Annotated in this window: 20 protein-coding genes; 12 read left to right on the forward strand and 8 right to left on the reverse strand. The window is 73.5% G+C overall.

Translation table 11 applies throughout. The features are described from left to right. Positions 1-34: 34 nt before the first annotated feature. The gene (locus tag AB5J73_RS29275; RefSeq protein ID WP_370961885.1) at positions 35-1,060 is read left to right on the forward strand and encodes a hypothetical protein; all 1,026 of its coding nucleotides are present in this window, start codon (positions 35-37) and stop codon (positions 1,058-1,060) included. A gap of 101 nt (positions 1,061-1,161) precedes the next feature. Here the strand turns inward: AB5J73_RS29275 and AB5J73_RS29280 are convergent, their stop codons facing one another. Continuing rightward, complete coding sequence (locus AB5J73_RS29280; RefSeq protein ID WP_370961886.1) at positions 1,162-2,331, reverse strand: epoxide hydrolase; 1,170 nt, start codon at positions 2,329-2,331, stop codon at positions 1,162-1,164. 82 nt (positions 2,332-2,413) lie between these two features. Here AB5J73_RS29280 and AB5J73_RS29285 point away from each other — a divergent pair, with 82 nt between their 5' ends. After that, the gene (locus AB5J73_RS29285) at positions 2,414-2,989 is read left to right on the forward strand and encodes an ABATE domain-containing protein (RefSeq protein WP_370961887.1); all 576 of its coding nucleotides are present in this window, start codon (positions 2,414-2,416) and stop codon (positions 2,987-2,989) included. On the opposite strand, the gene AB5J73_RS29290 is transcribed toward AB5J73_RS29285, so the two are convergent. After that, positions 2,976-4,193, reverse strand: coding sequence for an amidohydrolase family protein (locus AB5J73_RS29290; RefSeq protein WP_370961888.1), 1,218 nt, complete (start codon positions 4,191-4,193; stop codon positions 2,976-2,978). The genes AB5J73_RS29285 and AB5J73_RS29290 overlap by 14 nt on opposite strands. Positions 4,194-4,283: 90 nt before the next feature. On the opposite strand from AB5J73_RS29290, the gene AB5J73_RS29295 reads away from it, so the two are divergent. The 6 genes from AB5J73_RS29295 (at position 4,284) to AB5J73_RS29320 (ending at position 12,018) form a co-directional block, all read left to right on the forward strand. Beyond that, the gene (locus AB5J73_RS29295; RefSeq protein WP_370961889.1) at positions 4,284-4,724 is read left to right on the forward strand and encodes a MarR family winged helix-turn-helix transcriptional regulator; all 441 of its coding nucleotides are present in this window, start codon (positions 4,284-4,286) and stop codon (positions 4,722-4,724) included. Between the two features lie 131 nt (positions 4,725-4,855). Further along, positions 4,856-6,292 (forward strand): DUF4331 domain-containing protein, encoded by a 1,437-nt coding sequence (locus AB5J73_RS29300; RefSeq protein ID WP_370961890.1) that lies wholly within the window; start codon positions 4,856-4,858, stop codon positions 6,290-6,292. 62 nt (positions 6,293-6,354) lie between these two features. Then, positions 6,355-7,668: a tetratricopeptide repeat protein gene (locus AB5J73_RS29305; protein WP_370961891.1), complete on the forward strand. Its 1,314-nt coding sequence runs from the start codon at positions 6,355-6,357 to the stop codon at positions 7,666-7,668. Then, a complete protein-coding gene (locus AB5J73_RS29310) occupies positions 7,665-8,024 on the forward strand; it encodes a hypothetical protein (RefSeq protein ID WP_370961892.1) in 360 nt (119 codons plus the stop codon). Before AB5J73_RS29305 ends, AB5J73_RS29310 begins: the two co-directional genes overlap by 4 nt. 21 nt (positions 8,025-8,045) lie before the next feature. Next, positions 8,046-8,855 (forward strand): endo alpha-1,4 polygalactosaminidase, encoded by an 810-nt coding sequence (locus AB5J73_RS29315; RefSeq protein ID WP_370961893.1) that lies wholly within the window; start codon positions 8,046-8,048, stop codon positions 8,853-8,855. Positions 8,856-8,976: 121 nt separating this feature from the next. Further along, positions 8,977-12,018, forward strand: coding sequence for a glycoside hydrolase family 2 TIM barrel-domain containing protein (locus AB5J73_RS29320; protein WP_370961894.1), 3,042 nt, complete (start codon positions 8,977-8,979; stop codon positions 12,016-12,018). Positions 12,019-12,021: 3 nt separating this feature from the next. Here AB5J73_RS29320 and AB5J73_RS29325 read toward each other — a convergent pair whose 3' ends face one another. Next, the gene (locus AB5J73_RS29325) at positions 12,022-12,807 is read right to left on the reverse strand and encodes a hypothetical protein (RefSeq protein ID WP_370961895.1); all 786 of its coding nucleotides are present in this window, start codon (positions 12,805-12,807) and stop codon (positions 12,022-12,024) included. 286 nt (positions 12,808-13,093) lie between these two features. Between AB5J73_RS29325 and AB5J73_RS29330 the strand changes: the two genes are divergently transcribed. Genes AB5J73_RS29330 through AB5J73_RS29345 form a run of 4 tightly spaced genes read left to right on the forward strand, consistent with a single transcriptional unit; the run spans position 13,094 to position 18,850 of the window. Further along, positions 13,094-14,746, forward strand: coding sequence for an AMP-binding protein (locus AB5J73_RS29330; RefSeq protein ID WP_370961896.1), 1,653 nt, complete (start codon positions 13,094-13,096; stop codon positions 14,744-14,746). Beyond that, on the forward strand, positions 14,746-15,714 hold the full coding sequence (locus AB5J73_RS29335) for a phosphotriesterase (RefSeq protein WP_370961897.1): 969 nt from the start codon (positions 14,746-14,748) through the stop codon (positions 15,712-15,714). The genes AB5J73_RS29330 and AB5J73_RS29335 overlap by 1 nt, the downstream gene beginning before the upstream one ends. Before the next feature lie 41 nt (positions 15,715-15,755). Beyond that, positions 15,756-16,379, forward strand: a complete 624-nt coding sequence (locus AB5J73_RS29340) for a TetR/AcrR family transcriptional regulator (RefSeq protein ID WP_370961898.1) — start codon at positions 15,756-15,758, stop codon at positions 16,377-16,379. Between the two features lie 8 nt (positions 16,380-16,387). Then, positions 16,388-18,850, forward strand: coding sequence for a hypothetical protein (locus AB5J73_RS29345; protein WP_370961899.1), 2,463 nt, complete (start codon positions 16,388-16,390; stop codon positions 18,848-18,850). Here the strand turns inward: AB5J73_RS29345 and AB5J73_RS29350 are convergent. From AB5J73_RS29350 to AB5J73_RS29370, 5 genes are all read right to left on the reverse strand, one after another. Next, positions 18,847-19,734 (reverse strand): alpha/beta fold hydrolase, encoded by an 888-nt coding sequence (locus tag AB5J73_RS29350; RefSeq protein WP_370961900.1) that lies wholly within the window; start codon positions 19,732-19,734, stop codon positions 18,847-18,849. The genes AB5J73_RS29345 and AB5J73_RS29350 overlap by 4 nt on opposite strands. A 134-nt stretch (positions 19,735-19,868) precedes the next feature. Then, on the reverse strand, positions 19,869-20,489 hold the full coding sequence (locus AB5J73_RS29355) for a hypothetical protein (protein ID WP_370961901.1): 621 nt from the start codon (positions 20,487-20,489) through the stop codon (positions 19,869-19,871). Between the two features lie 170 nt (positions 20,490-20,659). Beyond that, entirely contained in the window at positions 20,660-21,310 is a 651-nt protein-coding gene (locus AB5J73_RS29360; RefSeq protein WP_370961902.1) for a response regulator, read from the reverse strand. Next, complete coding sequence (locus AB5J73_RS29365) at positions 21,295-22,335, reverse strand: hypothetical protein (protein WP_370961903.1); 1,041 nt, start codon at positions 22,333-22,335, stop codon at positions 21,295-21,297. The genes AB5J73_RS29360 and AB5J73_RS29365 overlap by 16 nt, the downstream gene beginning before the upstream one ends. 442 nt (positions 22,336-22,777) lie before the next feature. Then, complete coding sequence (locus AB5J73_RS29370) at positions 22,778-23,911, reverse strand: sensor histidine kinase (RefSeq protein ID WP_370961904.1); 1,134 nt, start codon at positions 23,909-23,911, stop codon at positions 22,778-22,780. Positions 23,912-23,932: the final 21 nt, after the last annotated feature.

Consider the following 23,932-nt stretch of genomic DNA (forward strand, 5'->3'; position numbering starts at 1 on the left):
TGGGCGCGGTGTCGGCCGAATCCCGGGGGGAACCATGTTCGAACGCACTCTCGCATCGGTGGCGCTGCTCGGCGCCGCCTGCTTGCCCGGCTTGCAGGCGCCCGCGGCCGCGGCCGGCTGCACCTGGGCGATGACACCGCTGGCGCTCCCGGCGCCGTACACCAGCAGCGACGTGTTCGCGGCGGCGGAAGGCGACTGGTTCGTCGGGTCCGTGCGCGGCGACAACGCGTATTCGCAGGTGCGGTGGCACGGCGGCCAGATCGTTTCGTCGTTCCGCCTGGCCGAGGTGCGCGACATCAACTCCTCCGGCGACGTCGTGGGGGACGGCGGAACCGGGGAGTGGTGGGCCGCGAAACCCGTCGTGTACCGCGGCGGCCAGTACGTGAACCTGCCCATGCCGCAAGGGTTCCGGTCCGCCAAGGCCACGCACGTCAACAACGCCGGGGACGTCATCGGCGTCGCCTACGGCGAGTTCGGCGGCGACGTCCACCCGGTGCTCTGGGCCGCCGCGCGGCCCGGCACGGCCGAGGTCCTGAACCCGGATCCCCAGCACCTCTACGACACCTACCCGGTCGACGTCGACGAGCAGGGCCGCGTCCTGCTCTACACCGACGTCGGCGAGCGCTCGGGCGAGGTGTTCGTCCGCGCCGCAGGCGGCGGCTACCGGCAGCTCCCGCCGCTGTACCCCGGCGGTTCGGTCCTGCTGGAGGCCTTCCACGGCGGCCGCATCGCCGCTTCGGTCGTGACGCCCGAGCTGACGATGGTCGCCATCGAGGCGGACCTGGACGGCCACGTGGTGCACACGACCGCCGAAGCCGCCGACACGCTGTTCGTCGACGCCGGCACGACGATGGCCGGCGTGGCCCACACGTTCGGCCCCGAGAACTACGAACTCCGCGTGTGGGAGAACGGCGTACCCACCGCCGATCTGGCCGGCGACCCCGATTTCAACGCGGCCCCGCGCCCGGCGGGCCTCACCGACGACGGAGCACTGGCGGCCACGATCACGTGGCCGGACACCGGCCGGCCCCGCGCGGTGGCGTACCACCGCGGCTGCTGACGCGCCCCGATGTGGCGTTCGGTGCGTCCAGCGCACCCAATGTGGCGTTCGGTGCGTTGGATGCACCCGACGCCACATTGGGGGCATCGGGGACCGGACGGTCAGCCGAGGGCGTACGACCGCCGGTCGGCCAGCACCGCCGCGAGACCTTCACGCAGGTCGTCGACGAAGTACCGGGGGACCTCCAGCGACGGGAAGTGCCCGCCCGCTTCGGGCGCGTTCCACCGGACGATCCGGCGGTACCGCTCCCGCGCCCACGGGCGCGGGCACTTCTCGATGTCGCGGGGGTACATGGTGATCGCCGCCGGGACGTCGACCCGGAGCTCGGGGTCGAGCGAGTTGTGGCTTTCGTAGTAGATGCGGGCCGCCGACGCGCCGGTTCGCGTCAGCCAGTACAGGGTGACGTCGTCGAGGACGCGGTCGCGGGAAATCGTCTCGAACGGGCTGTCTCCGGTGTCCGACCACTCGGCGAACTTGTCGAGGATCCAGGCGAGCAGCCCGACCGGTGAGTCGACGAGCGAGTAGCCGATGGTCTGCGGCCGGGTCGCCTGCTGCTTCGCGTACGCCGCGCGGTGGTGCCAGAAATCGCGGGTCTCCTCGGCCCACGCGCGCTCGACCGGCGTCAGCCCGTCCGTCGTCAGGCCGGGCGGTCCTTCGGCGAACAGCGTGTGGATACCGAGCACGTGGTCCGGGAACCGGCCGCCGAGGACCGTGGTGATGTTGCCGCCCCAGTCGCCGCCGTGGGCGGTGAACTCGGGGTAGCCGAGCCGGTCCATCAGTTCGACCCAGGCGGCCGCGATCTTTTCGGTTCCCCACCCGGTGGTGGCCGGCTTGTCGCTGTAACCGAAGCCGGGCAGTGACGGGGCCACGACGTGGAACGCCGGCGTGGCCGCGTCGCCCGGATCGGCCAGCTCGGCCACCACGTCGACGAACTCGGCGATGCTGCCCGGCCAGCCGTGCGTCAGGAGCAGGGGAGTGGCGTCCGCGCGCGGGGACCGGCGGTGCAGGAAGTGGATCCCCAGCCCGTCGATGGTCGTGCGGAACTGGCCGATCCGGTCGAGGCGCGCTTCGAACGCCCGCCAGTCGTACCCGGTGCGCCAGTAGTCCACGAGCTCGACGAGGTCGGCGAGCGGGACGCCCTGGCCCCACCGGTGCCGGACCGTCTCGGCCTCCGGGAGCCGCGCGGCGGCGAGCCGCGCGCGCAGGTCGTCGAGCTCGGCGTCGGTGGCGTGGGCTTCGAACACGTGCACGTCGCTGGTGGGACGGGGCATGAGACCTCCTGACCATTGCGGAACCGGCTTAGGTGGTTCTAACACGGCGCCGCACCCGGCTGCAACCGGCTAAGGTGGTTCCATGCGTGCTGAGTTCCCCGACTTCCGCCTCGGTAGCGTGCTGGCGACCAGCTTCACGGCGACGCTGACCGAGCGCCGCGGCGACGCCGTGGAGCGCATCCCCGTGCCGCGGCGGCTCGTCGACTGGCTGGCGGTGAGCGGCCTCGCCGTGGACTCCTGCACCGCCGCCCAGCTCGGCCTCGCCCGGGAGCTGCGGGAGTCGATCCACGCCGCCGCGACGGCGGCCGCGACCGGGGCGGCGCTCCCGGCCGCGGCGGTCCGGGTCATCAACGACCGCAGCACCCAAGGCCGGGCCACCGCCGTCCTGACGCCCGGGGGCGAGCGGCGGTGGCAGCTCAGCTCGCCGTCCCGCGTCGAAGACGCCCTCGGCGTGATCGCGGCCGACGCGATCGGCATCATTTCGGGCGAGCGGGACGGGAAGCTGGCCTTGTGCGCGTCGCCGACCTGCCAAGCCGCCTTCTTCGACACCAGCCAAAGCCGCACCCGCCGGTGGTGCGACATGAACACGTGCGGGAACCGGCAGAAGAAGGCGCGCTTCCACGCCAACCGCAAGAACGCCGGCGTCACGACTCCTTGAGCATGCTGCCCCGCCGCCAGATCGCCCGGATGTCGAGCGTGCCGCCGACGTCGGTCGTCGGATCGCCGTCGACGAGCAGGAGGTCGGCGCGCAGTCCTTCGGCGACGCGGCCGCGGTCGGTGAGGCCGAAGCGGCGGGCCGTGGTCGCGGTCGCGGCGCGCAGCGCCTGGGCCGGGGTCAGGCCGGCGGCCACGAGGTACCGCAGCTCCCGGTGCAGGCTGGCGCCGTGGGCCAGGCCGCCGAAGAAGGTCTCCGCCATGGACGCGTCGGTGCCCGCCAGGATGTCGACGCCCGCGGCGGCCAGCGCCCCGACGGTCGCCAGCACGTCCTCGAGCTCGCCCTGCGGGTAGCGGTCGTAGCTGGACCGCAGGGTTTCCTCCCACTTGCCGTCGAGGCGGCGGGCGACCCGGGGGTCGTCGGCGAGGTCGCTGCCGGTGATGCCCATCATCGACGCGTCGAGGCAGACGCACGGCACGACGAACATCCCCGCTTCGGCGATCAGGTCCACGATCTCCGTGGTGTGCGGGCGGTCCATGAACACGTGGACGACCCCGTCGACGCCGGCCTCGGCGGCCATCCGGGTGGCATCGAGGGTCAGGGTGTGGGCCACGGTGAGGGCGCCGTACTTCTTCGCCTCGGCGACCCCGGCGTTCAGCGTGGCCTGGTCGAGCATCGGCAGCCCGGGGTGCCCCTCGACGCTGCCGTCGTCGATCATGAACTTGATGTAGTCGGAGCCGCGGGCGAGCAGCTGCGGGACGAACGCGGCGGCCTGCTCCGGCGTGGTGGAGAACGGCATCAGCGGCATGACCGGCGGCAGGTCGCCGGCCGGCCGGAACCCCTCCGGCATCAGTTCGCTGGGGTGGCCGCCGGGCGGGGTGATGGCGAACCCGGACGACCGGATGTCGGCCACCGTGTCGTCCTCGCTGATGTGCGCCCGGTTTTCGCGGGTGTTCAGGCCCTGCATCTCCAGCTCGGTGGTGACGCCGAACCGCAGGGCCAGCGCCTGGGAGCCGGGCGCGGAGTGGACGTGCGCGTCGATCAGGCCGGGCAGCAGGGTCGCGCCCCGGCCGTCGACGACCTCGGCGCCGTCGGGCACGTCGCCGCCGACCTGGCGGATCTTCCGGCCGTCGAGCACGACGGTCCGCACTCCCAGCATCTTCTCGCCGTCGAAGACCCGGGCTCCGGTGATGGCGGTGGTGGCCATGGTGGCCTCGCTTCCTGGTTCGCAGTTACATACCTAATGATATGCAGTTAGCGACTGGCATGCAAATGCGGGAGGTACTACGATCCGGGGGTGAGCAGCGCGCGTTCCACCGACGACCTCCTGCTGGACCGGATCGGGCCGGCGTTGTCGCGGCTGCGCCGGCGCACCCCGGCTTCGGGCCGGGACCTGTCCCGCAACCTGGTGCTGAACGTGGTCGCCGACGCCCCCGGCGAGATGACCGTCGGCGGGCTCGCCACCGAGATGGGTGTCGCGCAGCCGGTGGCCAGCCGCACGGTCGCGGCCTGCATCGCCGACGGCCTGGTGCGGCGGGCGGCTTCCCAGGCCGACGGCCGCCGGACCGTGCTGGAGCTGACGGAACGCGGTGAAGCCGAGCGAGAGCGTTTTGCCGCCGAGCAGCGTGCGGCGTTCGAAGCGATCACGGCGGACTGGCCGCCGGAGGATCGCGTCCGGTTCGCGCGGCTGCTCGTGCGGTACACCGACGACGCCGGCGCCTGGTCCCGGAGCCGCTGACCGCGCCGTGTCCACTGTGGACGTGACCGGCCTGCCGCAACATTTCCACAACTTCCCCACTGACGGTGCCACCCACCATCGGCGGACGGCCCGCGTCCGCGGGCGACGTTCCTCTTGGGAGAGGAAAGGAAATGTCCACACGCCACACCACCCGGCGGAGAGCGGCTCTGGCGCTCGCGGCCGGGTGCACCGTGCTGGTGAGCTCGCTGGCCGGGGTGCCCGCCGGGCCCGCGCTCGCGTCGAGTCACCGGGAAGCGCCGCTGATCTCCGGCGATCCGCCGGTCGACAACACCGATGTGTACGCGTTCGTCAGTCCCGACAAGCCGGACACCGTCACGCTCATCGCGAACTGGTACCCGTTCGAGGAACCCAACGGGGGCCCGACCTTCTACCCGTGGGCCACCGACGCCCACTACGACCTCAACATCGACAACAACGGCGACGCGAAGGCGGACCTCACCTACCGGTGGGACTTCCGCACCGACGACCGGCGGGGGAACGACACCTTCCTCTACAACGACGACCCGGTGACGTCGCTGGACGACCCGGACCTGTTGTTCCGCCAGACGTACACGCTGACGCTGATCGACCGGCCGAACGGGCGGGTGACCACCCTGGCCAGCGGCGCGAAGGTCGCGCCGTCGAACGTCGGGCCGGCGTCGATGCCGAACTACGGGGTGCTGCGGAACCAGGCCGTCACCGGCATCCCCGGCGGCGGGCAGAGCTTCGCCGGGCAGGCCGACGACCCGTTCTTCCTCGACCTGCGGGTCTTCGACCTGCTCTACGGCGGCAACCTGTCCGAGGTCGGGCAGGACACCGTGGCCGGCTACAACGTGAACACCGTGGCGCTGCAGGTGCCCAAGAGCGCGCTGACGCTCGCGGGGAACCCCACCCGGAACCCGAACATCGGGGTCTGGAGCGACACCGAGCGCTACTCGATCACGCTGCGGTCCCCGGGAACGCAGCAGTCGAGCGGGTCCGAGGTCCAGGTGTCGCGCCTGGGGAACCCGCTGGTCAACGAGGTCGTGGTGCCCGCGGGGCTGAAGGACAAGTTCAACTCGCTGCTGCCGGAGCAGGACCGCACGGTGCCGGCGCTGGTGAACCGGATCAACGTCCCGGAGGTGCCCGCGCTCGTCCAGCGGATCTACGGCATCCCCGCGCCGGCCACGCCGCGCAACGACCTCGTGGAGATCTTCCTGTACGGGATCACCACGAAGTTCGGCACCCAGCTCGGGAACCTGGACCTCAACTCCCAGCTGAACAACCTCGACGTCAACCCGGCGAACTTCGCGCCGTCGGAGCAGCTGCGGCTGAACACGTCGATCGCGCCGGTCGCGCAGCCCAGCCGGCTCGGGTTGCTCGGGGGTGACCGCCAGGGGTTCCCGAACGGCCGCCGGTTGGCCGACGACGTGCTCGACATCAGCCTGCAGGTGCTGGAGGGTGCCGCCGTCAGCGGTCCCGTCCAGGCGCTCGCCGCGGGGGACCGCGTCGACGCGAACAACGTTCCGTTCGGCACGGCGTTCCCGTACGTCGCGCTGCCCAACAACAAGGCGGTCAACTCGCGCTGACCCGCCGCCCGGTGGCCGCCGGCGCGCCGGCGGTCACCGCCCCACTCCGAGAGGGATGTCCGATGTCCGATACACCACCGAGCGTGCGCCGGGGGCCGCGCGCCCGCATCGCCGCCGTCGCCGGGTTGCTCGCCCTCGGTGCCGCCGTGCTGCTCGACCCCGGGCCGCCGGGCCCGGCCGTCGTGGCCGCCGGTGCGCCGAGCGCCCTCGACCGGGCGATCACGACCGCGCGGGACAAGCTCGCGAAGCGCGACCACGATCCGCGGACGTGGGCCGAGCTCGGCGCCGCGTACGTCGAGGCGGCGCGCGCCAAGGCGGATCCCACCTACTACCCGAAAGCCGAAGAGGCGCTGCGCAAATCCGTGGCGCAGCAGCCCGACGGCAACGGGACCGCGCTGGCCGGCCTGGGCGCGCTCGCCAACGCGCGGCACGACTTCGCCGCCGCCCGCGACTGGGGCCTCCAGGCCCGGGACGTGCTCCCGGACAGCGCGGCGGTGTACGGCGTGCTCACCGACGCCTACACCCAGCTCGGCGACACCGAGGCCGCCACGACCGCGTTGCAGCGCATGCTGGACCTCAAACCGGGCGTCTCGTCGTTCACCCGCGCCGCGTACGAGTTCGAGCTGCACGGCCGCGTCGAAGACGCCCGGCACGCGCTCGACCGGGCGCTCGCGGACGCCGTCGACCCCGGCGACGTCGTGTTCTGCCGCCACCTGCTGGGAAAGCTCGCCTTCGACAACGGCGACCTCGACACCGCGCAGCGCCACTTCGACGCGGGCCTGCGCGCGGTCCCGGACGCGGCGCCGCTGCTGCAGGGGAGGGCGACCGTGCTGGCGGCCCGGGGCCGGACCGGCGAAGCGCTGGCCGGCTTCGAAGACCTCGTCTCCCGGCAGCCGAACCTCGACAACCTGCAGGAGTACGCGCTGCTGCTGACGTCGGCGGGTGCGCCGGAGCCGGCGGCCCGTCAGTACGCGGTCATCGAGCGGCAGCAACGGGTCGACGCCGAGGCCGGGGCCAATATCGACCTCGAGGCGTCCCTGGTCGCCGTCGACCGCGGGAACGCCCGGCAGGCGCTCGAACTCGCCCAGGCGGAGTGGGCGCGGCGGCAGCCCGTGTTCGTCGCGGACGCGGTGGCCTGGGCCCTGCACCTGAACGGCCGCGACGCCGAAGCCCTCACCTACGCCGGCCGCGCCGCGAGCACGGGCTGGCGCAGCGCCGCGGTCGCCTACCACCGCGGCATGATCCTCGCCGGGCTCGGCCGGACCGCCGAGGCCGTCGCCGCGCTCACCGAGGCGTTGCGGATCAACCCGCACTTCTCCGCCACCGGCGCACCGGCCGCGCGGGCCGCGCTGGCGAAACTGGGAGGGACCCGATGAGCCGCACCACCCGCCCCCTGCTCGGGGCCGTGGCGCTCTGCGCCGCCATCGCCACGGCGTGCACCGCGCCCGCCCCCGGTCCGGGACCCCGCTTCGACGACGAAACCGACGGCGGCGTCCTCCGGCAGCTCAGCTGCCTGCGGCACCAGCCGCAGGCACCCGGGCCCCGCTACACCGACGACGCGCTCCGGCGCACCGACGACACGCTCGCGGTGCTCCGCTACTACACCGCCAACGCGGGCAAGGCGTACTGCGACGGCGTCGCGCCCACGGAGATCGACAAGCAGTGGGCGGGCCTCTACGTGCGCCTGGGCGCGGACCGGAAGAACGTCGCCGCGCTGCTGGACCGGACCTGAGCGGCTTCTAGAGTCGCGGTGGTGAGACCCCTCCTCGTCGCCCTGGGCCTGACCGCGGCCGTCGCCGGCGGCACCGCCTGCTCGCCCGCCGGGCCGCCGGCCGCGGTCCCGCCGGCGCCGTCCGTCGTGAGCCCGCCGCCGGTGCGGGCGGGCTTCGACTACCAGATCGGCGGCGCCTACCCGCCGGCGGACGGTGTCGAGGTGGTCAGCCGCGACCACGCCGCCGCACCCGCCGCGGGGCGCTACACCATCTGCTACGTCAACGCTTTCCAGGCCCAGCCGGGTGCCGAGGGGGAGTGGGGCGACCTGGTGCTCCGGGACGCGAACGGCGAGCCGGTGATCGACGAGGACTGGGACGAGGCGCTGCTCGACCTGCGGACGCCGGACAAGCGCGAACGCGTCGCGGCGAAGGTCGGCGCCTGGGTCGACGACTGCGCGGCCCGGGGCTTCCGGGCGGTCGAGCCCGACAACTACGACAGCTACACCCGCTCGCACGGTCTCCTCTCCGCCGCCGACGCCCAGGCCTTCGTGCGCCTGCTGTCCGCGCACGCGCACGAGAAGGGCCTGGCCGTCGGGCAGAAGAACGCGTCCGAACTGGCCGGGCGGCGCCAGGAGAACGGGCTCGACTTCGCCGTCGCCGAAGAATGCGGTGAGCAGGAGAACTGCGACGAGTACACGGCCGCGTTCGGTGCCCACGTCGTCGTGGTCGAGTACACCGACGAAGGCCTCGCGACCGCCTGCGCCCGCTGGGGTGGCTCGCTCGGCATCGTCCGCCGCGACCGCGACGTCGTTCCCGCAGGCGCACCCGGGTACGTCCGGCGCACGTGCTGAGGTCGAAATGATCGAAGCCTTTGATCGATCGGAAACCCTTGTGCGATAGTGCTTTCCGCCCGTCAGTGCCGCCGCCGGAAGGGACTGCCCGATGCCGAACTCGCCGCGACCGAGCCGACGCATGGTGCTGGGGGGAGCCGGCGCCGCCGTCGTCACCTCCGCGTTCGCGCCGGTCGCCAGGGCCGCCGAGGTGCTCACGCGGCCGGACCTCGCGATCACCGGGCGGAGCACCGACCTCGGCACCGGCTGGCGGTTCGCCCTCGCGAACCCCGACGGCGTCACCGACCCGGACGGCCGCTTCGCCGATGCCCCGCGGCCCGGCTTCGACGACTCGGCGTGGCAGGCCGTGGACGTCCCGCACGACTGGAGCATCGAGCTCCCGCCGACCCCGCGGGGCGGCACCAGCAGCGCGTCCGGCTTCTTCCGCGGCGGCCTCGGCTGGTACCGCAAGTCGTTCACCCTGCCGCCCTCGCTCGGCGGGAAGCGCGTGTCGGTCGAGTTCGACGGCGTCTATTCGGACGCGCACGTGTACCTGAACGGCGAGCTGCTCGGCAACCACCCGTACGCCTACACCGGGTTCGCCTTCGACCTCACCGGCAAGCTGCACACCGACGGGCGGACGCCGAACGTCCTCGCCGTGCGGGCGGTGAACCCGCTGCCCAGCAGCCGCTGGTACTCCGGCAGCGGCATCTACCGCCGCGTCCGGCTGGTCGTGACCGACCCGGTGCACGTCGCCCGGCACGGCACGTTCGTCACCACCCCGGACATCGCCGGCGGCGGCGGGACCGTGCGGGTGGCCACGGACGTCGCGAACGACTCCGCCGCCACCGTGGTGGCCGAGGTGCGCACGACGGTCACCGACCCGGCCGGCCGGGTGGCGGCCGAGGGGTCGGCGACCGTGGCCGTCCCCGCCGGCCGGACGGCGACGGCGGTGACCACGCCGAAGGTCGCCGCGCCGCAGCTGTGGTCGACCGGGCGGCCCCGGCGGTACCGGGTGCGGACCGACGTCGTCGTGGCCGGGCGCGTGGCCGACACGACGACCACGGACTTCGGGTTCCGCCACTTCGAATTCCACCCGGACAACGGGTTCTCGCTCAACGGCGTGCCGATGAAGCTGCGCGGGGTCAACCTGCACTCGACGCAGGGCGCGCTCGGCGCGGTGATCGACGCGGCCGCGCTGGAGCACCAGATGCGGCTGGTGCTCGCGATGGGCGTCAACGCGCTGCGGACCGCGCACAACCCGCCCGACCCGCAGCTGGTGGCGATCTGCGACCGGCTCGGGATCCTGCTGATGGTCGAGGCGTTCGACTGCTGGCGGACCGGCAAGGTCGAGTACGACTACCACCGCGACTTCGACGCGTGGAGCGGGCGCGACATCGCGGAAATGGTGCACTCGGCCAAGAACTCGCCGTCGGTCGTGCTGTGGTCGATCGGCAACGAGGTGCCGGACGCGTCGATGGCGGGCGGCCCGGCCATCGCGGCCGGCCTGATCGCCGCGGTCCGGGCGATCGATCCGACCCGGCCGGTGATCATGGGGTCCGACCGCTACCGGAGCGTGCCCGCGCCGGGCTCGCCGCAGGACCTGATCCTGCGGCAGCTCGACGGCCTCGGCGTCAACTACAACACCGCGCAGTCGATCGACGGGCTGCACGCGGCGTACCCGGACAAGTTCTTCTTCGAGTCGGAATCGTCGTCGGAGACCTCGACGCGCGGGGTGTACCAGGACCCGGACCTGCTCAACACCGGGGAGAACCACACTCCGGGCAAGCGGGCGACGTCGTCCTACGACAACAACCTGGCCTCGTGGACCTTCAGCGGCGAGTACTCGCTCAAGAAGGACCGGGACCGGAAGTTCTGCCAGGGCCAGTTCCTCTGGGCCGGGCAGGACTACCTCGGCGAGCCGACCCCGTACGACGTGTTCCCGGTCAAGACGTCGTTCTTCGGCGCGATCGACAGCGCGGGCCTGCCGAAGGACGCCTTCCACCTCTTCCGCAGCCAGTGGACGGCGGAACCGATGGTGCACCTGGCACCGGTGGATTGGACCGGGCACCGGCCGGGCGAACCGGTCGCGGTCTGGGTCTACTCCACTGTGGACACCGTCGAGCTGGTGCTCAACGGGCGTTCGCTCGGCGTCAGGAGCTTCACCCGGAAGACCACTGTGGACGGACGGCCGTACCTGGAGACGGCCGAGCCGCCGGGCGACGACAAGAACGACCCCTCGGGCAGCTACACCAGCCCGAACGGCGGCTCCGGCAAGCTGCACCTGACCTGGACGGTGCCGTTCGAACCCGGCACGCTGACCGCGATCGCCCGCGCGGGCGGCCGGGAGGTGGCCCGCGACCGGATCGTCACCGCCGGGCCCGCGCACGCGATCACGCTGACCGCACCGGACCGGGCCGAGGGCGGCGCGATGGCGTTCGTGACGGCGTCCGTCGTGGACGCCAGGGGCGTGGTCGTGCCCGGCGGCGAACCGGTGCTGCGGTTCGGCGTCCGCGGTCCCGGGCGGGTGGCCGGGGTGGACAACGGCAGGCAGGAACTGGCGCAGAGCTACCAGCAGCCGACGATCCCCGCGTTCAAGGGCCAGGCGGTGGCGGTGATCGCGGCGACCGGCGGCCGCGGCCCGATCACGGTGACGGCGACCGCGCCGGGGCTGGTGCCCGGCCGGATCACCTTGCCGGGCACCGGCTCCGGGCAGCGCAACGGGCCCGGGGCGCGGGCGGTGGAGTCGCCCGCGCCGGTCGTGGTGACCGCCGCGGACGCGAGCTACTCCGGTGCGCCGGACACGCTGCCGGCGGCGATGCTGGACGGCGACCCGGCGACCGGCTGGTCGAACTTCTACCTGAAGCCGGCGACTGCCACGCTGGCCGCGGTGAGCCGGCCGCGGCCGCGGGACTGGGTGTCGCTGGCCTGGCCCGCGGCGCGGCGGATCGGCGTGGTCACCGCCCGGTTCGTCGTCGACGCGAAGCACGCGTTGCCGACGGCGGCCGAGGTCACCGTCCGCACCGCGCGGGGGTGGGAGCCGGTGCGGAACCTCCGGATCACCTGGGGGAACGGCTCGGGCGACCCGACGACGCTCGAGTTCGATCCCGTGGTGACCGCGGAGGTGCGGGTGACGTTGTCCGCGACGGGATTCCTGCGGATCAGCGCACTGGCCGCGAGCTGACGATCAGCGGCTGCAGGGCGCCAGTGCGTCCAGGCCCTGCGGTTTCTCGGCGTTGCGGCCGATCGCCGTGGCGATGCGGTTGATCGTCGCGACGCGCTTGTCCTCCAGCGGGCCGAGGATCGCGTTCTGGACGAAGTTCGCGCCGCCTTCGCCGGCGCTCGTGACGAGGCGGTTGTTGGCTTCGGCGATCTGCGTGTCCAGGAGCTCCAGGTTGCGCTGGACTTCGGCCTGGGCCTGCGCGGGGATTTCCGGGAGCCGGCTTTCCACGTCCGGGCAGGTGATCTGGCCGGCGGCGGTGTCCTGCGCGGGCGGGGGTGCGGGGGCCGGTGCTTGCGACGAAGCCGCCCCGGAGCCGGCCTGGCCGCCCAGCGAGCACGCCGCGAGGCCGCCGAGGTTCTGCGGTTTCTCGCCCTGCCGGCCGATGGCGATGGCGATCCGGTCGATCGTCGACGCGCGTTTGTCCTGCAGCGGCCCGAGGATCGCGTTCTGGACGAAGTTGGGCCCGCCCTGGCCTTCGGTCGTGACGAGCCGGTTGTCGGCTTCGGCGATCTGGGTGTCCAGCAGCTGCAGGTTGCGCTGGACCTCGGCTTGCGCCTGGGCCGGGATCGCCGGGAGCCGGCTCGCCACGTCCGGGCAGGTGATCTGCCCGCCCGACGCCGCGCTGGCGGCGCCGGGGTCGCCGACGGTCGTCGCGATCACCAGCGCTCCCGCCGCGATGCCGAGGCCGAGGGCCGCCGTCGCGATCTTCGTCCGCCGAGAGAGGCGGTGCCGTCCACCGGTAGCAGGCATGAATCACTCCAAGTTAGCGTGAACAGAGAGGGTCCACACGGGCAGCGCGCGGTTGTTCCGAATGGCGCGGCCGACTGGGCCGCGAAGGTCATCGTGGCGGCTCCACCAGCGATTTGTCCAGTGGGAAACGGCAAACGGAGAGATGCTGAACCATTCCGAACCGCGGTCCGTATTACGCAGTGAAAGGCGGCTTGTGCGATTCCCGCGAAAGCCGGGTCTTGACGTGGCCGCCGTCGCCTCCTAGCGTCGGCATACCGACCGGTCGGTGTCCAAAGGAGGTCACTGGATGAGCTGGTACGACGCGAAGCCCTGGCTCGCGAGCTACGACGAACGGGTGCGGGACGCGGGACCGGCCAAGCCGACGACGCTGCCCGAATCGTTCCGCCGCGCCGCGGACCACGTCCCCGACCGGGCGGCCATCGCGTACTTCGACGCGCGGCTGAGCTACCGGGACCTCGACCGGCTTTCCGACGGCGTCGCGCGCTACCTGACCCGGAACGGCTTCGCGCGCGGCGACCGGCTGGCGCTGGTGCTGCAGAACATCCCGCAGTTCGTGATCGCGCTGCTCGGCGCGTGGAAGGCCGGCGGGATCGTCGTCCCGGTCAACCCGATGTACCGCGAGCGCGAGCTGACCCACGTGCTCACCGACGCCGGCGTCAAGGCGATCGTCTGCTCGCAGCGCGGCTGGAACGCCTACATCGCGAAGACCGCCGAAGGCAGCTCCGTCGAAATCTCGCTCACCACCAGCGAACTCGAGTTCCAGACCCGCGACGACGAGCGCGTGCTGGCCAAGGTCGAGAAGGAGGAGACGCCGGGCGCCACCGAACTCCTCGAAGCCGCGAACACGCCGGGGGAGAAGCCGCCGGAACCCGCCTTCGCGCTCGACGACACCGCCCTGATCAGCTACACCTCCGGCACCAGCGGCACGCCGAAGGGCGCCACCAACACCCACGGCAACATCGGCACCAACGCCGCCGGGCTCGGCTCGTTCAGCGGCCTGCCCGCCGGTTCGACGCTGTTCGGGCTCGCGCCGCTGTTCCACATCACCGGCATGGTCTGCGAACTCGGCTCCGCGATCGACATCGAGGGCACCCTCGCCCTGGCCTACCGCTTCGAGCCGGGCGTCGTGCTCGACGCTTTCCTGGAGCACCGGCCGTCGTACACGGTCGGGCCGTCCACGGCGTACATGGCGCTGATGGCCCACCCGTCCTTCAGCCGCGAGCACTTCGCGTCCTTCGCGCTGCTGTACTCCGGCGGTGCCGCGCTGCCGCCCGCGGTCGTCGAGGCGTTCCGCGCGAAGACCGGGCACTACATCCACAACGGCTACGGCCTCACCGAGACCACCGCGGGCTGCGTCGTCGTCCCGGGGACCCTCGAAGCGCCGATCGACCCGGAGTCGGGCACCATCTCGATCGGCCTGCCGGTGCCGGACACGATCGTCCGGATCCTCGGCGAGAACGGCGAAGAGCTGCCGTTCGGGCAGCCCGGGGAGATCGCCGTCGAGGGCCCGATGGTCGTCCCGGGCTACTGGAACCGGCCGGACGCCACCGCCGAGGCCCTGCCCGGCGGGCGCCTGCTCACCGGCGACATCGGGTTCATGGACGAGCGCGGCTGGGTCTACGTCGTCGACCGCAAGAAGGACATGATCAACGCGTCGGGCTTCAAGGTCTGGCCGCGCGAGGTCGAGGACGTCCTCTACACGCACCCGGCCGTCCGTGAAGCCGCCGTCGTCGGGATCGCCGACGAGTACCGCGGCGAGACCGTCAAGGCGTACGTCAGCCCGGCGCCGGGAGTGGCCGCCGATCCGGCGGAACTCGTGGCGTGGTGCAAGGAACGGCTCGCCGCCTACAAGTACCCGCGCACCGTCGTGGTGCTCGACGAACTGCCGAAGACCACCAGCGGCAAGATCCTCCGCCGCGAACTGCGGGCGAGGGGCTGATGGTCGAGACCGCCCGCGGCGCGATCGCGCCGGAAGCGCTGGGCCGGGTGCTCATGCACGAGCACCTCTTCGTGCTCAGCCCGGAATTCGTCCAGAACTACCCGGAGCACGAAGGGTTCCGCGAGGACGAGCACGTCCCCGAAGCGATCCGGCGGCTCCAGGAGCTGAAGGAAGCCGGGATCGACACGATCGTCGACCCGACGGTGATCGGGCTCGGCCGGTACATCCCGCGCGTGCAGCGGGTCGCCGCCGGGACCGAGGTCAACATCGTCGTCGCGACCGGGCTCTACACCTACAACGACGTGCCGCACTACCTGCACTTCCGCGGGCCAGGCACGCTGTTGCAGGGCGAAGACCCGCTCGTCGGGATGTTCGTCGGGGACATCCGGGACGGGATCGCCGGCACCGGCGTCAAGGCCGGGCTCCTCAAGTGCGCCACCGACGAACCCGGCGTCACCCCCGGCGTCGAACGCGTGCTGCGCGCGGTGGCGAAGGCGCACGCCGAGACCGGCACGCCGATCATGACGCACACGCACGCCGGCACCCGGCGCGGGCTGGAGCAGCAGAACGTCTTCGAGGACGAAGGTGTCGACCTGAGCCGGGTGCTGATCGGGCACTCCGGGGACTCGACGGACCTCGGGTACCTCACCGAGCTCGCCGACCGCGGGTCGCTGCTCGGGATGGACCGGTTCGGCCTGGACCTGCTGCTGCCGTTCGAGGAGCGGGTGAACACCGTCGCGGCGATGTGCGAGCGCGGCTACGCGGGCAGCATGGTGCTCTCGCACGACGCGTCCTGCTACATCGACTGGCTGCCCGCCGAGCAGCTGCCCGTGCTCACGCCGAACTGGCACTACCTGCACATCACCCGGGACGTGCTGCCCGCGCTGCGGGAGCGCGGGGTGTCCGAAACGGACATCACGACGATGCTCGTGGACAACCCCCGGCGGTTCCTGTCCCCGGCGGGCTGAGCCGTTATCCTGGTGCGTCCGATCGGAGAGGGGGTCGCGCGGTGACCCGAGCAAGCACCCGGAAGCCGGGCGAGGCGACGGGCGACGACCAGGCCGCCGTGCCCCGGCGGCTGCTGGAGCACGCCACGAAGCTGTTCGCCAAGAAGGGCTTCGACCGCACGTCCGTCCAGGAGATCGTCGAGGCCGCGGGCGTCACCAAAGGCGCGATGTACCACTACTTCGACTCCAAGGACGACCTGCTCTACGAGATCTACGCCCGCGTCCTGCGCGAGCAGACCCGGCAGCTGGAGAGCGTCGCCGACTCCGGCGCGCCGCTGCGGGAACGGCTCGCCGCCGCCGCGTCCGACGTCGTCGTGTCCAGCATCGACAACCTCGACGACAACACGATCTTCCTGCAGTCCATGCACCAGCTGTCCCCGGACAAGCGGAAGGCGGTGCGCGCCGAGCGCCGCAAGTACCACGAGCGCTTCCGCGGCCTGGTCGAAGAGGGCCAGGCGTCGGGCGAGTTCCGCACGGACAAGCCGGCCGACGTCGTCGTCGACTTCTTCTTCGGCTCGGTGCACCACCTGGGCTCGTGGTACCGGCGCGGCGGCTCGCTGACCGCCCGCCAGATCGGCGACCACTACTCGGACCTGCTGCTGGCCGCCTTGCGCCCGCCTGGTTGATTGGTGCGGTGACCGATTTCCCGCCGCTGCCCGTGCTCGGCAAGCTGACGCCGGCCGAGCGCGAGCTGATCGAGGCCGCCCGGCGCGGCGAGGTGGCGACGCCGGACGCGCCCGTCCGCGCCGACGTGCTGCGGGAGCTGCTGCTCGGCCGCCGCGGCCCGCTGGACCCGCTGGGCGTCCGCGTCGAAGGCGCCCGGATCGCCGGGACGCTGAACCTCGACCGCGTCGAAGCCGAGGCCGGCCTCACCCTGACCGGGTGCGTGGTCGTGAACCCGGTCAGCGTGCGGCGGGGCCGGCTCCCGTGGCTCGACCTGTCCGGCAGCCGGATCGCCGGGTTCGACGGCGACGGCGTCCGGATCGATGACGACCTCCACCTCGCCGGCGTGCGCGCGACCGGCTCCGGCGAGTACGGCGCGATCTGCCTGCGGGACGCCCGGGTCGGCGGCCGCGTCCACCTCGGCGATGCCGACGTCACCGGCGAGGACGGGCCCGCGGTGTACCTCGACGGGCTGGCGAGCGCCGGCCTGCGGTGCGTCGGCCTGCGGGCGGCCGGCGACGGCGAGCTGGGCGCGGTCCGCCTGCTCAACGCGCACGTCACCGGCCAGGTCAGCTTCGACGACGCCGTGCTGACCAACCGGGACGGGCCCGCGCTGCACGCCGACGGCCTCGTCGCGGACGGCGACGTCCGGCTGGTCTCGGCGGAGGTCACCGGGGCCGGCGACGACGGTGCGCTGCGCCTGATCGGCGCCCGGATCGGCGGGGAAGCCGACCTCACCGGCGCCGTGCTGACCAACGAAACCGGCCCCGCCCTCGAGGCCGACCGCCTCCACGCCGGTGACCTGCGGCTCGACGGCGTCACCGCGCTCGCGGCCGCCGAGGGCGAGGCGATCAGCCTGCTCGGCGCGCGGATCGACGGCCAGCTCAACGCCGGCGCCGCGGTCGTCGTCAACCGCCGCGGCCGGGGACTGAGCGCCGACGGCATCCGGGTCGGCGACAGCTTCCACGCCGACGGACTGACAGCGCGGGCCTCGGGGGAGTACGGCGCGCTCTGCCTGCTCAGCGCGCACGTCGCCGGCAACCTCTACCTCGACGGCGCCGAACTGACCAACGACAGCGGGGCGGCGCTGAGCGGCGACCGGCTCGCCGTCGACGGCAACTTCCGCGCCAACGAGCTGACCGCGGGCGGGTCCGGGGAACCGGGCACGGTCCGGCTGCTCGGCGCCCGGATCGGCGGCCGGGTGGACCTCGAGGGCGCGCGGCTGACCAACGACGTGAGCCCGGCGCTGTACGCCGACGGCCTGCACGTCGGCGGCAACCTGGCCCTCTCGGGCGCGACGGTCACCGGCGCCGGCGAGGAGGGCGCGATCCGGCTGCACGGCGCCGAGATCACCGGCCAGGCGCTGCTCGACGGCGTCGAGCTGGCCAACGCGTCCGGTCCCGCGTTCCTCGCGGACGCCTCGCGGGTGGGCAACTACCTCGACTTCACCGGCCTGAAGGCGACCTCTTCGGCCGGGTGGGCCGCGGTGAGCCTGTCCGGGGTGCGGGTCGAAGGCCAGGTCAGCTTCGAGGACGCCGAGATCACCAACGATGCGGGTCCGGCGCTGCACGCCGACCGCTGCCGGGTGGCGGAAACCCTGTCGCTGAGCGGGATGCGGGCCACCGGCGCCGGTGAGGAGGCCACCCTCCGGCTGCTCGGCGCGCACGTCACCGGCCAGCTGAACCTCCTCGGCGCGAAGCTCGGCCACACCGCCGGCGGGACGCTCTTGAGCCTGGAGGACGCCGTCGTCGAGGGGGCGATCTTCCTCCCCGCCGGCGTCGTCTGCGCGGAACCGGCCCGCGGCCCGCACCCGGGGACGATCGACCTCGACGGGTTCCGCTTCGGCGCGCTCGGCGCGGCCACCTGGCAGGAGTGGCTGCACCTGGTCCGGTGGCACACCGCCGTCTACCGGCCCGGCCCGTACCAGCGGCTGGCCGCCGTGGAGCGGACGTCGGGCCACGACGGCAACGCCCGGCACGTGCTCATCGCCCAGCAGCGCGACCTCCAGCGGTGGGCGCCCGAAGGCATCGGCGGCTGGCCCGCCCGGCGGTTCCACTGGCTGTGGGGCGCGCTCGCGGGCTACGGCTACCGCGCGCGCCGCACGGCGGCGGCGCTGCTGCTCGCGGTACTCGCCGCCGGCGGCCTCGGGCTCTGGGCCGGGCAGGTGGGGGAGGGCGGCCACCACGCGGCCGAGCGCGTCGCGGACTTCACGGCCGCGGCCGGCACGCCGTGCACGACCGTGGAGCTCATCGGTGTCGGGCTGGACCGCGGGCTGCCCCTGTCCCCGGGGGTGCGCGGCCGGTGCGACCTCAACACCGGCCTGGACTCGGGCCAGGCGTTCACCGTCGCGATCTGGGCGGTCCAGGCGGCGATCTGGGCGCTGGCCACGCTCGCGCTGGTCGGCTACACCGGGCTGGTGCGCAAGACCGGCTAGTGCCGCCCGATGTGGTCCAGCAGCAGGGCGATGACCTCGTCCGGGGCCTCCATCGCCATCCACTGGCTCGCGCCCTCGAGGATCTGGAAGCGGTACTCGGCGTCGATGTGGTGCACGGTCAGCTCGGCGGCGCTCTGGCCGAGGTAGGGGTCCTCGCGCCCCCAGAGGTAGAGCGTCGGCACCGCGATCCGGCCCGCGGGGATGTCGAAATCGTCGTCGGTGGCGCCGCGGTACCAATTCAGCGTCGCGGTCAGCGCGCCCGGTTCGGAAAGGCGCGCGACGGAACGTTCGACGATTTCGACCGGAATCCGGCGGCTGTAAACAGCGCGTAATTGCGCGGCTTCGTCGCGTAAGAGGTATTTCTCGGCTTTGCCGACACCGCGCCGGAAGAACCGGATGTAGCCGAGGTCGTGGAACTGCCCGTCGTCGGTCGCGGCCGCCCGTCGCAGCGCCGCCGGGTGCGGGGTGGAGAGCACGGTCAGCGACCGCAGCCGCTCCGGGTGCGCGGTGGCGAGCGCCCAGGCGATCATGCCGCCCCAGTCGCGGGCGACCAGGTGGAACCGGTCCGCGCCCTGGCTGCCGGCGAAGGCGAGGGCGTCGCCGACCAGCTGGTCGAGGGTGTAGTGCTCGACGCCGTCCGGCCGCGCGCCCGCCGCGTACCCGCGCTGGTCGACGGCCACCGCGCGGTAGCCGGCCTCGCCGAGGGCGTGCAGCTGCTCGGTCCAGGCGTCGGCGAACTCGGGCCAGCCGTGCAGGAAGAGCACGAGCTCGCCGTTCCCGGGCCCGGCCGCGAGCGCGCTGTGCCGCCGACCGCCGACGGCGATCGTCAATTCTTCCAGCGTGCCGGGCACACCGGCATCCGTCGGCACGACGGCGAATTCCATGGCGCCCAGGCTAGATCGGGGCCGCCGGGAGAGCTATGGGGAGAAGGGCACTTTTGCCACCCTTTTGCCTCTCGCGTGGCCTGGCTCACAGAATTTTCGCTCAGATGAGCGAAAATTCCGTGACCGGGGGTGGCTCAGTTCTTCCAGACCACCGGGGACTTGTCGTAGCCGTCGCCCTTGTCGAAGGTCGCCGCTTCGACCGCGGAGCCTTCGCGGGCGCCCTGCAGGGTGCAGGTCTCGAACTTCGCGCCCGCCGTCGCGAAGTCCTTGCCCGCGGTGCCGGACTTGCAGCCGTCGGTGCTGCCGGTGATGATCACGCCGGTCGAGCGGCCGTCGGCGCCGAGGGCGCGCAGGCTCACCGACGCGTAGGACAGGTCGGCGCCGTCGACGTTCTCGACCGTCGCGCGCAGGTAGTACGGCGTGATGCCCTTGGCCTTGTCGCCGTACTTCGCCAGGTCGGCGTTTTCGCCCTTTTCGATCGCCGTCACGGTGATCGCGATGGTGCCGGACTTGGTCGTGCCGTACTTGAAGGGGACCACCGCGCGCTCGCCGAGCTTGAGTTCGGTGCCGGGCTTGGTGACGTCACCGGCCGGGGCGGCCGCGGCCGTCGACGACCCGGCGGTGGCCGGCGCGGGGGCCGCCGGGGTCTCGGACGGCGCGGCGGGGGCCGCCTGGCCGGACTCGCCACCGCACGCGGAGAGCAGGAGGGCGCCGGCGACGGCGGCGAGCAGGGCGGTGGAGCGGACGTGCTTCATGGATCTCCTCGTGCAACCCGCCGGACGGGTTCCGGCGGGGCGGAGCCGGAGCGCCGCGGCCGCCCCCAGGACAGTCGCGGCGACCCGGCGGGGTGCCCTCGCGGCTCCGTCAGCGGGACGCTAACCCGGGCGCCGCGCCGCCGGTGTGGGCCGTTCGCACCACACGCGGGTCACAGATCGTCGACGCCGATCAGGCCGTCCTGGATGGCGCGCGCGACGAGCGCGGCCTTGGTCGGCGCCTCGCGGCCGATGCGCGCGTACTTGACCCGGATCCGCTCCAGGTGGGAGTTCACCGTGCTGGGCGAGATCCCGAGCCGGAGCGCGACGAACTCCTTCGACTCGGACTGGAACCACTCGACGAGCACCTCGGCTTCGCGCGCCGAGAGCGCGGGCCGCGTCTCCGACCGGTCCCCGGCGAGCGCCCCGGCCAGCGACGGCGGCGTGTACGGCCGGTCCTGCGCCGCGGCCCGCGTCGCCTCCACCAGGTGGTCGGCGCCCTCGGCCTTCGTCAGGTAGCAGAGCGCGCCGAGCTCGAGGCACTGCAAGGCGACGTCGTCGTCCGCGCGCATCGAGTAGACGACGACCCGGCGCCCGGCCTCCGCGAGCCGCCGCAGGTCGCCGAACGCCGGCGCGGGGCCGCCCAGGTGCAGGTCGAAGATGACCACGTCGGCGGTCGCGCCCGCGCCCAGCCAGGCGGCCTTGACGTCTTCGCCGTCCGCGACGACGTCGATCGGCGGGTCGCCGGCCGCCAGCCAGAACGCCACGCCGGCGCGCACCGCCGGGTGGTCGTCGACCACGACGGCCGTCACTCGGGTCGCCACCGCGCCTCCATCCAGGTCTGTCCGTCCCGGGACTGGGACGCGACGGGGACCGCCGCCGATCCGCCGATTTCGGTGGTGCCGTCCGCGACGACCGCGACGCGGACGAGTTCGGGCGTGCGCAGGACGCTCACCCGGGCCCGCGTCCGGGCGGCGGCCAGCGCGGTGAGCACCGGCCCGGTCAGCTCGCGGCGCACCGGAGCCGGGACGGCCACGGGATCACCGCTGACGGCGAGCGCCACCGCGACCCCGCGCCGCTCGGCGACGTCGAGGCAGGCGGTGACCTCGTGCACGAGCGGATCGGGCACGTCATCGTTCTCCGCGAAGAGCCGCCGCAGCTGCGCGGCGGCCAGCCCGCACCGGGCCCGCGCCTCCGCCGTCCGGGGATCGACGGTCCCGTCGGCGAGCCCGGCCAGCAGCGGCAGGGTCGCCCCGAGCTGCTCGGCGAACCCGGTCCGCAGCGCCCGCCCGGCCTGCGCGGCGACGGCGGCCCGGGTGGCGAGCCGCTCCCGCTCGGCCCCCGCGGCGGCGGCTTCCCCCGCCCGCCGGTCGAGCAGCTTGATCAGCCCGGCGACGGCGAGCTGGAAGACGGTCACGCCGAACACCACGATGGCGGCATCCCCGAGCTCGGTCCGCGCGACGGGCCCGGCGACCAGGAACTGCGCCACGCTGGCGGCGGCGTGCACGCCGAGCGCGGTGACGAGCGCGGGCACGCGGTCGGCGAGCAGCACCAGGAGGTGCCAGCCGACGAGCCCGAAGGACCAGTGCGGTTCGCGGAAGAAGGAATCGGGCGGCAGCGCGGCGGTCGCGACGACGGAGGCGCCCAGGACGACCAGGGTGCCGGCGACGGAGACCGCTAGGGGCAGCGGCTTCCGCCGCAGCACCCACCAGGCACAGCCGGCGGTGACGGCGCCGAGGACGACGAAGGCGAGGTCGGCGGCGAGGGGCGGTCGGTAGGCGGACTGGTGGCGGAGGAGGGGACCGAGCCCGAGCCCGGGCTGGATGACGGCGGTGACACCGAGCAGCACGACCCGGATGGCCGCGGCAAGCCGGACAGCGGGTTCGGCGGGGAGCCGGGTTGGTGGGGCGGGTTCGGGTGATGTGTCGGCGTGGGGCGGCCGTGGTCCGGTGCCGGCTGGCTGGCCCGCCGGTTCGGCCGGGATCCGGCTCGGAGGGGCCGGTTCGGTTGGTGTGCCGGTGTGGGGCGGCCGTGGTGGGGTGCCGGCCGGTTGGCTTGCCGGTTCGGCTGGGGGCTGCCTGGGTGGGGTGGCCGCGGCAGGCCGGACGGAGGGTTCGGCGAGGAGCCGGGTTGGTGGGGCGGGTTCGGGTGGTGTGTCGGCGTTGGGGTGTCGTGGTGGGGTGCCGGCCGGTTGGCTTGCCGGTTCTGTCGGGATCCGGCTCGGAAGGGCCGATTCGCCTGATGCGTCGGTGCGGGGCCGCGATGGCGGAGCGGGCGGCTCGTCGACGGGGTCAGGCATGCGTCCGCCTCGGCGCCGCAGCGCTCTCCACAGCGGAGTCCGGTGCCTCGCCCGACCACCGCAACGTCACCGTCGTCCCCGCCCCAGGCCGCGACGTGATCTCCGCCGTGCCGCCGGCCGCGCGCATCCGCTCCACCACCGAGCCTCGCACGCCCCTCCGGGAGGGCGGCACCTGCGCCGGGTCGAAGCCGGCTCCGTCGTCCGCGACCGTCACCTCCACCCCGCCCGGCACCGGCGCCAGCCGCACCGAGACCGACGAAGCACCCGAGTGGCGCTCGGCGTTGCGGAGGGCCTCCTCCGCCGCCCGCACCAGCGCGAGTGCCGCCGAGGCCGGGATCTGCGGGACCGGGTCCCAGACCGCCGCCACCGGGAGCGACCGGCCCGTCGACACCATGCGCAGCCCGGCTTCGAGGTCGACCGGGTCTTCGCCGCCGGTCAGGATGGCGAGGTCGTGGGCCGCGTAGCCGGCCACTGCCGCCGGGTCGGTCGTGGCGCCCGAGGCGACCGCCAGGAAGGTCGCCGAGGCCGTGTCGTGCAGGAGGGCCAGGTATTCGCGCTCGCGGCGGCGGCGGTCCCGGCTCAGCGCCGCCGCCTGCTCGACCGCCGCCTGCCCGGCGCGGGCCGCGTCGGTGCGGGCGGCCGAGCGGCCGAGGACCACGTACGCGATGCGGGCGAGCACCGTCTCCACGACCACCCGCAGCACCACCGGCAGCCACGAGCCGGGACCGGTGACGGCTCCCGTGGCGAGCAGCGCCACCAGCGCCGGCCCGGTGAGCCGCGGCGGGTGCTCCCACTGCCACGTGATCGCGGTGATCGTCAGGACGTTGACCGCCCACAGGCTCGCCTCGCCGGGCACCGAGGTGAGCCACGGCTGAGCGGCGCACACCGCCCCGGCCCGCAGCACGGACAACGCGAACGACGTGCGCGGTCCGGCGAGGACGTCGGCGACGCCCGCACCGAAGGTCAGCCCGAGCAGGGCGAACGCGAGCGGGAGCGCGCCGCCGGGGGTGGCGACGACGCCGAAGACGCCGACGATCCCGGTCGCGACCGCCCGGGCCGGGCCGGCGAACTGGGCGACCGAGGCGCGGAGCTGGGATTCCACCGAGCCGGCCGGGCTGGTGGTCATCGCGCTCCCGGGAACGGCGGA

The organism is Amycolatopsis sp. cg9, assembly GCF_041346945.1.
GTDB lineage: Bacteria > Actinomycetota > Actinomycetes > Mycobacteriales > Pseudonocardiaceae > Amycolatopsis.